An 8,542-nucleotide genomic window follows, 5' to 3' on the forward strand; every position below is an offset into this window, starting at 1 on the left:
GCAGACAGAGGAAGGGGCAGGGGCATGACCGCTCGCCGGGGCAGCGGGCCGACCATGCACGACGTCGGCAAGCTCGCGCAGGTCAGTGCCATGACCGTCTCACGCGTACTCAAGAACGACCCCGGCGTCTCAGAAGCGACCCGCCAGCGGGTCTTCGCGGCGGTCGACCGACTGGGCTACCGCCGCAATCAGACCGCACGCAGTCTCCGCCTCGGGGGCAGCGGGATGATCGGCCTCGTTGTCACCAACCTCGCCAACCCCTTCTACTCGCGCCTCGCGCTCGGCGTCCAGGAAGTCCTCACGGAGTACGGCTTTCGCATGCTGCTCAGCAATTCCGGCGAGCAGGCCGATCGAGAACCCGAGCTCATCGACGGACTCATCGATCACCAGGTCGAAGGGCTGATCGTCGTCCCGGCAGGCAGTCGGCAGCAGCACCTGGCCGGCGCCATGCGGCACGTCCCGGTCGTTTTCGCGGCACGGCCACCCGCCGGGCTCGACACCGACTGCGTACTGGTCGAAGACTTCCACGGCGCGCGCGAAGCCACCGCCTGCCTCCTGGCCGATGGACATACCCGCGTCGCCTTCCTCGGCAACCCGCCGGCGCTCTACACCGGTGCCGAACGCCTGCGCGGGTTCTGGGCGGCACACGAAGAAGTCGGCATCGAGCCGGACAACGCCCTCATCCGCCAGGGTCTGGTCGACTCCGCGACAGCAGAGCGGGCAACCCTCGAACTGCTCAAGCAGGCCGAACGCCCCACCGCGCTGTTCTGCACCAACAACCGCATCAGCCAGGGCGCGATCCGGGCCCTGTACAAGGCAGGAACCACCCTTCCCGTCGCCGGTTTCGACGACTTCGACCTGTCCGATGTCCTCGGCCTGCCGCTGACTCTCGTCTCCTACGACGCCGACGAGATCGGCCGCCAGGCCGCACGTCTGCTGATCGACCGCCTCGAACACCAGGACGCAGCGCCGCCGGCCTCCCGCCGCGTCACCGTCCCCACCCGCGTCGTCCACCACGGCACGCCTTCCGGGGACAGGCTGGGCCACCCGCCTACCAGCGCCTGACGCCTCCGTCCGCGACGGCCCCAGCCCCCGCCACCCCTGCCCTTCCGGTGCAGACGAGACGGCCCCACAAGGGGTGTGCGCCGACCCGACCCGCCCGGTAGCGCGGGGGACCGACAGCCAGCCCACCGCCGAAAGGCTGACCCATGCGCTTCCCCACCAGCGTCAAAGACCACCCGATCGTCCAGCAGGCAGTCCACCGACTTGATGACCTCGGCGACCCCCGCTTCGGCCAGACGCTGGTGCGCTGCCTGGACGACACCTTGGCCCGCACCATCCGGCCAATGCCCGACGGCACCGCCTTCGTCGTGACCGGCGACATCCCCGCCATGTGGCTACGCGACTCCTCGACGCAGATGATGCCCTACCTGGCACTCCTGCACGACAACACGGCCCTGCAGGACCTCCTGCTCGCCGTGTTGCATCGTCAGTTCCAGCAGATCGCGCGCGATCCCTACGCCAACGCCTTCAACGCCGAGCCCTCCGGGCAAGCTCATGACCCCGGCGACCTGTGCGAGGACCCCTGGGTGTGGGAGGAGAAGTACGAAGTCGACTCCCTCGCTTTCCCCCTCCTGCTGGCCCATCGCTTCTGGGCAGCTAGCGGGCGAACCGACCACCTCCCCCAGGCGCTCCAGACAGCGCGCACCGTCATCGCGGTGTGGCGCACGGAGCAGGACCATGAGCGCCTCTCCACGTATCGCTTCCTGCGCCAGAACGGCCTACCGGGCGACACCCTGCGGAACGCGGGACGAGGAACACCTGTCACCCGGACCGGGATGACCTGGAGCGGGTTCCGGCCCAGCGACGACACGTGCCGCTACGGCTACAACATCCCCGCAAACCTGTGCGCTGCCGCCGCCCTCGACGGCGCCGCCGAACTGGCACGCCACGTCCACGACACAGAACTCGCCGAGAACGCCGCCCAACTGGCGGCAGAACTGCGAGCGGCCACCGTGCGGCACGGCACCGTGCGGCACCCCGAGTTCGGCTTGATCTACGCATACGAGGTGGACGGCAAGGGCAACACGCTACTGATGGACGACGCCAACATGCCCGGGTTGCTCTCGCTTCCCCTAGTCGCAAACGTCCCCGCGACCGACGCGGTCTACCTCGCCACTCGCAGGTTCGCCCTCTCACCGGCAAACCCCACCTGGTATCGGGGAACAGCCGCCGAAGGCATCGGCAGCCCCCACACGCCCGATGGGCACATCTGGCCCATCGCCATTGCCGTGCGAGGTCTGACCAGCAACGACACCACAGAGCGAATCACGGCTCTGCAAACACTGCTTGCCACCGACGCGGGCACGGGCGCGATGCACGAGTCGTTCCACAAAGACGACCCCCGTAAGTTCACCCGTCCATGGTTTTCCTGGGCCAACGCCATGTACGCCGAGCTCGCGCTCGACATCGCCGAACTCGGCAACCGCCCCCTGTGGGCCTCTCCATCGCTCACCCCGGGGGCGGCCGACCAAGGCTGTCGCAGGACGGCCGCACGGGAATGGTGATGAAATCCGTGCGCGTTGCGCGTCTACGCCGAGTGAGCACGCCGCGGGCCCCTGCACAACTTCCCTACGCGGGCGAGGCAGTGTGCATGGCGCCGCGCTCGGCTTCTGACGAGCTCCCGGCACCTGTCGGGCCGCACGAAGTGCAGCCGTACTCCGCAGCAGAGCCTTGGTCGGCATGCGGGCCCAGTAGGAGCACGCACCGCCGATCAGTTCCCGCTCGACGATGACGGCGCTCAGCCCGCCCTGTACCACCCGGTCGGCCACGTTCTCGCCGACCGGGCCCGCGCCGATCACGATGACGTCGTATGTGTGGCCGTCCGTGTCACTTCTCCTTGGCGGCGCGGCCCAGACGCAGGGCCGAGACGAGGAAGGAGATGCCGCCCGGGATCGCGTAACCGATCGCGCTGGTGAGCGTGGGCTTGTCCGCGCCGGCCGACGCGACGAACGACGCTCCGGCCAGGACCGAGATGCCGCCACTGAGGATCATCGGCCACTGGCCACCCATCGTGCGACGGGGAACGGCCACAATCGAACCAGCCCGGACACGACCGCCCAGGCCTGAAGGGTGCCAATCTTCCATTTAGGCTGCTGAGCTGGGCGTTTCCTGTGGCTGGTGAGGCAGCCGGGGCGACGTGGTGTGATACTCGTTGAGCAGTCCGCCAGGTACCCGGCGGCGCCTGACCGCGGCAGCGGGCAGGGGGATGACGTTCGGGTCGTCGTCGGGTGCTCGCAGGCCAAGGCTTCGGTGGGCCCGTCCCGTGTTGGAGTGCTCTGCGCACTGGTTGAGGACCGTACGCAGGTGTCGTTCACCGGTGATCAGGAGTCGGTCGGTGCATTCGGCGCGGGCTGTGCGTATCCATCGTTCGGCGAACGCGCTGGACCGGGGACTTTGCGACGGAGTCGGGATGACGGCCGTGCCGTTGCCGGCGAAGACGGCGTCGAACCGACGGTGCCTGTCGAGCCTCCACGCATCGTTGCCGAGCTCGCGGCGGGGCAGCCGGTACGGGCCGTATGGAAGAACGAACTCGGCGGGTTGACGTTCCAAGTCGGCTTGGGTGATACACGGCCTGTCGGCGAACGGCAAGTTGCCCTGAATTGCGGTTTTCGGCATGCATCTATCGGGTGGCCGCAGGCCTGATCCGCCGGAAGACGCACCACACGCCGCGGACGGTTCCGGGGGTTCAGCTCTTCGCGGTCGCGGAGGTCCATCGCCGCCCGGAGCTTGCGGCCTGGGCCACGGCCGCCACCAGGTCGGTGTTGTGCTGTGCGTGGGCGAAGTCGAGTGCGGACCGGTTGCCCGTCTCCGCGTCACGCACCAGGCATGCGTACAGTTCGGCGACGTTCAGCGCGGGGCTCGCGGCGGCGGCTGGCGCCGCGGGCTCGTCGGGGGCGTCGAAGGAGGCGCTGGAGGCCAGGCTGAGGTCCCCGCCTTGCACTCCGTAGAGGGAACCGCCGGTGAGTGAGAGCCATCCGTCGGTGCCGCGGAGCTCGAAGCGGAAGTCCGCGTTCTCGGGCGGCACGCCGCCGATGACGTCGGCGGTGACGACCGCACCCGTCGTGGTACGGGCCAGGATGTCGACGTGGTCGGGTACTTCCCGGCTTGCCTGTCCGCCGGTGTCGAGGAGTGCGGGGTGGGGCCACAGGGTTTCGGTACGGGCGTCCACTTCGGTGATGTCACCGAGCAGTGCCTCGATGATGTCGAGGGTGTGGCCGGCGGTGATCGTCAGCAGGGATGCGCCGGACTCCTTCTTCTCGAAGTACTCGTACCCCGAGGCGCTCGCCGGTCCGAAGCCGTACGAGGTCGACACGACCCGCGCGTTGAGCGGTCGTCCGATGCGGCCCTCGGCGATGATCTGGGCCGCGCGCCGCACCGAGGGGTTGTAGCGGCCCTGCAGACCGATGACGCTGTGTCCGGACCGGGCTGCTGCGGCGAGCATCTGCGTCTCGGCCGGAGAGCTTCCCAGCGGCGCCTCGCAGTAGACGGCTTTGCCAGCGTCGAGGGCTGCGAGAACGAGGTCGCGGTGGTCGGGGACCTTGACTGCCACGGTGACGATATCGATCGAGGGGTCCTGGATCATGGCGAGCGGGTCGGTGTGCCATGCCTGTGCGCCGAAGGCCGCCGCTGCCTCGCGTGCGCTCTCCTCCCGCCGGGTGGCGACCGCCGCCAACGTGATGCCGTCGAGTGCCTGGATCGCCGGGACGTGCGACACCTGCGCCCAGCCCGTCTGAGCACTCGCCCCGATGATGCCTACGCGCACCTGTGTGAGGGACATGCGTGGTCTCCTGATGGTGTTGATCTTTTCGGTCGTATGCGACGGCATCGCTGTATCCCGCCTGGCTCGCGCAGGGCGGCCGGTGCTGTCGGTGCAGGCGGTAGGGGTCCGGAGCGTGTGCCCGGGGCCGCCGCACTCAGTGCAGCCGGGTGGAGCTGATACCGCCGTCGACGGGGATCTCGGCACCGTGGACGTAGGTGGCTGCGTCGGAGACGAGCCAGGCGACGGCGGCGGCGACCTCGTCGGGGGTACCGGCGCGCTTGGCCGGGGTGCCGGCGGCCAGTGCGATCACCGCTTGTTCTGTCTGAGCCTCCTCGGCGGCGCGGGTCACTCCGGGGGAGACGGTGTTGACCCGCACGCCGCTCGGCCCGAACTCGGCCGCCCAGCTGCGTGCCAGCTGAATCTCCGCGGCTTTCGTCGCCGAGTACAGCCCGACGAACGGAGAGCCCACGCCGGCCATCCACGAGCCGATGACCACGATCGCGCCCCGGCCGCGCCCGACCATCCCCGGCGCCAGCGCGGCGGTGAGGACGTGCGGTGCCCGCACGTTCACAGCCAGCGCTGTCTCCAGATCCCCGTCGCACCATGCCAGTGTGTCCACCGCGGGACACACCGCTGCGCAGTGCACGAGGATGTCGACCTGGCCGCCGAGCGCCTCGGCGGCGGCTTCGGCGAACCGGCGCAACTCGGCGGGCCGCCGATCCAGCTCACTCGGCAAGAAGACAGCCGTCCCCTGATCGCGGGTGATGTCCGCGACCACGGCCTCACCACGGTCCTTGTTCCGGCCCGTGACCAGGACGCGGATTCCGGCTCCAGCGAGAGCGCGGGCCACCGCCGCACCGATACCGCTGGTGGAGCCGGTGACCAGCGCCGTACTCAAAGTGCTCATGCCGAGGACGCTATGTCCATTCCTGCCGGGCAGTTGGTCGGCGCACGCCTGGGTCCCCCACCACCGAGCTACGGCCTTGACGAACGGCCAGACCCAAACGCGCGTGACCAGGCTGCCCGCCGAGTTCACCGACGGCCGCCCGGCGGCCCAGGGGCTGGAGGTGGCCGAAGCACGGCTGGACGGAGCGGTCATCGACCTGACGGAGTGATCTTCGCCTTCGGGAAGGACGTGCAGGACGGCTACCCCGCCGACTCGCCACGGCCTCACTTGGCGAGTCCTTTCGGTCATCTGTCAACCGTTAACCGGGACGGGAAGTTCGGTGATGCCGAGGGCGAAGTCCAAGTTACCCACCCCGTGGTTGGCGAGGCCCACCGTGACCACGCCCGCTCCTTCCAGCCAGTGCGCCATTTTCAGGCCGCCGACGTCCAGCGGGCGCAGCCCGAGGGTCTCGATGAACGCCTCCACACTCGCCTTGGCCTGCGCATTATCGCCAGCGATGAAGACGTCGGGCCGACCCTTCTCCAGGACATGGCGGAAGATGGTGTTGAACGCCTTCACCACGCTGGCGCTTGCCGGGGCCGCCTTGGCGACTTCCTGCGCGATCGAGGTCTCCTCGCGGTGGGCTAGCCCGTCGAACGTGGAGTTGAAGGGATTGCTGATGTCGACGATGACCTTGCCCGCGAGAGTATCTCCGTACTGGGCGACGACCGGCACGACGCCGTCGTACAACAGGGCCACGATGACGATGTCCCCGGCCGGGGCGGTGCCCCATTCTCCCGTCGTGGCGCCGCCGCCGAGAGCCTTGGCCAGGTCAGCGGCCTTGGACCGATCGCGGCCCATGACCTCGACGGTGTTGCCGCCCGCTATCGCCCGCGCTCCGATGGTGCGGGCCATGTTCCCGGTGCCGATAATGCTGATGTTGCTCATGAGATGTCCTGCCCTGGTTGTAGTTGTCCGGTTTAGATGGCGGTGGTGCCGCCGTCGGCGACGAGTTCCATGCCGTTGACGTAGCTGGAGTCGTCGGAAGCGAGGAAGAGGGCGGCGGTGGCGATTTCGTCGGGGCGGCCCATCTGGCCACGGGGGATGAGGGACTCGAACTGGCGCTTGGTGGCCTCGTCGAAGAGTTCTTCCTGCTTGGCGGTGGCGACCTGGCCGGGGGTCAGGACGTTGACGCGGATGCGGCGGTCCTTGAGCTCGTTGAGCCAGACGCGGGCCCATGCCTGCTGGACGGCCTTGCTGCCGGCGTAGACGCTCCAGCCGGGGAAGGCGCCGAGGGAGGCGTTGGAGCCGGTCATGAGGATGGAGCCGCCGTCGTTGAAGAGCGGAAGGGCCTTCTGGACGGTGAACAGGGTGCCGCGGGCGTTGAGGTAGAACGCGGTGTCGAAGTGGGCCTCGGTGATCTCGCCGAGCGGGGCGGGCTCGCCCCCGCCTGCGCTGGCCCACAGCACGTCGAGGCTTCCCTTCTCCCGCTTGACGGTGTCGTACAGGCGGTCCAGGTCATCCAGGTCAGCGGCGTCGCCCTGGACGCCGGTGACGTTGCGGCCGATCTGCCTCACGGCCTCGTCCAGGGCGTCCTGGCGGCGGCCGGTGATGAAGACGTGCGCTCCCTCGTCGACGAACAGCTTCGCGCCTGCCAGCGCCATGCCGGTGGTGCCGCCGGTGATGACCGCGACCTTGCCGTCAAGCTTTCCCATAGTCGTTCCCTTGGGTCGGTGGTGCCGTGTGTACCTGGGGTGACGGTGTTATGTACACCGCACTGTGTGCTTACGGTACTGGGTGGGCGGCCGGGCCGCAAACTATGTACACCGGTCGTTACCTGGCTGCGGTACGATGGAGCCATGACGGAGTTGGAGAAGGGCCCCACGGGCCGCCGCCGCGGCCGGGGCGCCCGCGAGCGCATCATCAGCGCGTCCCAGCAACTGTTCCGCGAGCAGGGCATCAACCGCACCGGCATGGACCAGCTTTGCGCGGCGGCCCAGGTGTCCAAGCGCACGGCCTACCAGCACTTCACCGGCAAGGACGAACTCGTCGCCGAGTACCTGCGCCGGTTCGACCCCTCCGTTCTGTCCGGCGTGTTCGACCGCACCGACCTCACGCCCCGCGAACGGCTCCTCGCCGCCTTCGACATCCCCCCCACCACCCCCCTGTGCCCCTACATCGCCGCCGCCGTCGAACTTCACGACCCCCAGCACCCCGCATCGCAGTACGCGCGCGACTACAAGGAAGCCGTCGCCGCGCGGCTCGCCGACACCGCCCGCGAAGCCGGCGCCGCCGACCCTGAACAGCTCGGCGAGCAGCTCGCGCTGCTCATCGACGGGGCCGCGGCCCGCACCCGGGTCCTCAACGCCGACGCCTTCCCCACCGCCGCCGCCATCGCCGCCGTCCTCATCGACAACGCCATCCCCGCCACAGCCAGCGATGACCGACGACGGGAGGAAGTGTCGAGTTAACGTGGCACATCGCGGCCGGGCTGGACGCGCTACCGGTCACGCGGCTGCACCGGCTGGCTGCAGGCTTTTACGGAACTGGCCGCCCCGCCCGCCTGTGGAAGGCCGCAGCAGAAGCCGCCGGGAAGAATGGCGACCCTCGGAGGTTGCAGGGGTTTAAGGCCGTCGTCTCGGTCCAGGGCGCCGACGCGCCGCCGGTTCGAACAGACAGCTGATCACATACGTCCGTACGCGGTGGCGCATGAAGAACTCGTACGCAGCTGGCAGAGGTTCTGAAGATGCGGGTGGGGCGCCCCCGGGGGGGGGGGGGGCCCCCCCCCCCCCCCCACCAAACCCCCGCCGGCCCCCCCCCCCCCCCCCCCCCAC

General features: G+C 69.3%; 8 protein-coding genes and 2 pseudogenes. 3 read left to right on the plus strand and 7 right to left on the minus strand.

Going from position 1 to position 8,542, the window contains the following annotated elements; genetic code table 11:
• Window positions 1-24: 24 nt before the first annotated feature.
• Window positions 25-1,065: a LacI family DNA-binding transcriptional regulator gene (locus tag ACFYOY_RS44870; RefSeq protein WP_351905951.1), complete on the plus strand. Its 1,041-nt coding sequence runs from the start codon at window positions 25-27 to the stop codon at window positions 1,063-1,065.
• Between the two features lie 143 nt (window positions 1,066-1,208).
• A complete protein-coding gene (locus ACFYOY_RS44875) occupies window positions 1,209-2,567 on the plus strand; it encodes a glycoside hydrolase family 125 protein (protein WP_351905954.1) in 1,359 nt (452 codons plus the stop codon).
• Between the two features lie 105 nt (window positions 2,568-2,672).
• On the opposite strand, the pseudogene ACFYOY_RS44880 reads toward ACFYOY_RS44875, so the two are convergent.
• From ACFYOY_RS44880 to ACFYOY_RS44910, 7 genes and pseudogenes are all read right to left on the minus strand, one after another.
• Window positions 2,673-2,864: pseudogene (locus ACFYOY_RS44880) on the minus strand (pyridine nucleotide-disulfide oxidoreductase); the annotation flags it as partial.
• Between the two features lie 25 nt (window positions 2,865-2,889).
• A pseudogene (locus tag ACFYOY_RS44885) lies at window positions 2,890-3,125 on the minus strand (hypothetical protein); the annotation flags it as partial.
• A 22-nt stretch (window positions 3,126-3,147) separates the two neighbouring features.
• The gene (locus ACFYOY_RS44890; protein WP_388593680.1) at window positions 3,148-3,678 is read right to left on the minus strand and encodes an integrase core domain-containing protein; all 531 of its coding nucleotides are present in this window, start codon (window positions 3,676-3,678) and stop codon (window positions 3,148-3,150) included.
• Between the two features lie 70 nt (window positions 3,679-3,748).
• Window positions 3,749-4,840, minus strand: a complete 1,092-nt coding sequence (locus ACFYOY_RS44895) for a Gfo/Idh/MocA family protein (RefSeq protein WP_388593682.1) — start codon at window positions 4,838-4,840, stop codon at window positions 3,749-3,751.
• A gap of 136 nt (window positions 4,841-4,976) precedes the next feature.
• Window positions 4,977-5,729, minus strand: coding sequence for an SDR family oxidoreductase (locus ACFYOY_RS44900; protein WP_351905966.1), 753 nt, complete (start codon window positions 5,727-5,729; stop codon window positions 4,977-4,979).
• Window positions 5,730-6,020: 291 nt separating this feature from the next.
• A complete protein-coding gene (locus ACFYOY_RS44905; RefSeq protein ID WP_351905970.1) occupies window positions 6,021-6,656 on the minus strand; it encodes an NAD(P)-binding domain-containing protein in 636 nt (211 codons plus the stop codon).
• Window positions 6,657-6,688: 32 nt separating this feature from the next.
• Entirely contained in the window at window positions 6,689-7,423 is a 735-nt protein-coding gene (locus tag ACFYOY_RS44910; RefSeq protein ID WP_351905973.1) for an SDR family oxidoreductase, read from the minus strand.
• A gap of 144 nt (window positions 7,424-7,567) precedes the next feature.
• On the opposite strand from ACFYOY_RS44910, the gene ACFYOY_RS44915 reads away from it, so the two are divergent.
• Window positions 7,568-8,179 carry a TetR/AcrR family transcriptional regulator gene (locus tag ACFYOY_RS44915; RefSeq protein WP_030354522.1) on the plus strand — a complete coding sequence of 204 codons (612 nt, stop codon included), beginning with the start codon at window positions 7,568-7,570 and terminating at the stop codon, window positions 8,177-8,179.
• The last annotated feature ends 363 nt before the right edge of the window (window positions 8,180-8,542 follow it).

The organism is Streptomyces sp. NPDC007875 (assembly GCF_042868035.1).
In the GTDB taxonomy this organism is placed as follows: Bacteria; Actinomycetota; Actinomycetes; order Streptomycetales; family Streptomycetaceae; genus Streptomyces; species Streptomyces antimycoticus.

Bases quoted from the DNA above. Each gene is read 5' to 3' on its own strand.
- ACFYOY_RS44870 (WP_351905951.1), top strand. From the start codon at position 25: ATGACCGCTCGCCGGGGCAGCGGGCCGACCATGCACGACGTCGGCAAG.
- ACFYOY_RS44875 (WP_351905954.1), top strand. From the start codon at position 1,209: ATGCGCTTCCCCACCAGCGTCAAAGACCACCCGATCGTCCAGCAGGCA.
- ACFYOY_RS44890 (WP_388593680.1), bottom strand. From the start codon at position 3,678: ATGCCGAAAACCGCAATTCAGGGCAACTTGCCGTTCGCCGACAGGCCG.
- ACFYOY_RS44895 (WP_388593682.1), bottom strand. From the start codon at position 4,840: ATGTCCCTCACACAGGTGCGCGTAGGCATCATCGGGGCGAGTGCTCAG.
- ACFYOY_RS44900 (WP_351905966.1), bottom strand. From the start codon at position 5,729: ATGAGCACTTTGAGTACGGCGCTGGTCACCGGCTCCACCAGCGGTATC.
- ACFYOY_RS44905 (WP_351905970.1), bottom strand. From the start codon at position 6,656: ATGAGCAACATCAGCATTATCGGCACCGGGAACATGGCCCGCACCATC.
- ACFYOY_RS44910 (WP_351905973.1), bottom strand. From the start codon at position 7,423: ATGGGAAAGCTTGACGGCAAGGTCGCGGTCATCACCGGCGGCACCACC.
- ACFYOY_RS44915 (WP_030354522.1), top strand. From the start codon at position 7,568: ATGACGGAGTTGGAGAAGGGCCCCACGGGCCGCCGCCGCGGCCGGGGC.